1 protein-coding gene is annotated in these 798 nt (G+C 74.9%); it reads right to left on the bottom strand.

Going from position 1 to position 798, the window contains the following annotated elements; translation table 11 throughout:
• The coding region (locus tag AOK18_RS28375; protein WP_079105233.1) for a PH domain-containing protein at positions 1-436 on the bottom strand (436 nt) is incomplete at its 3' end.
• Positions 437-798: the final 362 nt, after the last annotated feature.

The raw sequence follows: 798 nt of genomic DNA, 5'->3' as shown, positions 1-798 counted from the left end.
CCGGCCGTCCCCTGCGGACGAGCAGCAGCGCCTGCCCCTGCACGGTCCGCGGCAGCCCCAGCCAGCGCACCGGCTGCTGCACCGTGCGCACCGCGACGACCTGGTCCCACGGCACCGTACGGGTGGTGAACAGTCCCACCTGCCGCAGTCCGTGGGCACTCACCCACGTGCCCATGCGCAGCAACCGCAGCGCACCGACGATGGCGACCAGCGCGACCCCGAAGACCACACCGGCCGACGACGGCGACGCCGTGGCCGCGATGATCACCGCTGAGAACAGCACGAACGAGGCGAGCAGCAGCAGTATCGCCGCCGCCCCCACCCGCCACGGCCCCGGCCGGTACGGGCGCCGCCAGCGGTCGCGGTCGTGGTACGGCAGCGCGACGTCGTCAGCCGTCTCGAAGGCACGGTCGGCCGTCAGGAAGGGCAGGGGCACGGCTGGGTCCTCACTCGTTCCATGCGTGGGCAGTGCCCGGTGAGGCTACCGATCTGTGGTACCCCTCACCACCCTCGGGGTCCGGTTGGGGCCGGGCCGCCTCACCCCGAATGGTCCGGGCGGCCGGCCGGACCACCCGGCGGGGTGCGGCCGGGCCGCCGGAGCAGTGCCCGTCCGGCGCGCGGTCAGCGTGTGTCGGACGCCTCCGACTGCTCGGTTCCCGTGGCCGAGGGGTCCGTGGACAAGGCGGGCATCCCGAGCACCAGGGACCCCACCAGCCCGGCGACGACGCAGACCCCCAGCAGCCAGCGCCCGGCCAGCTCACCGGCGGAAGCCCGCTCGCGCGGCGGGGGCGTGACATT

Origin of the sequence: Streptomyces prasinopilosus (assembly GCF_001419695.1) — a bacterium.
GTDB lineage: Bacteria > Actinomycetota > Actinomycetes > Streptomycetales > Streptomycetaceae > Streptomyces > Streptomyces prasinopilosus.
This window is presented reverse-complemented; position numbering and strand designations above follow the sequence as displayed.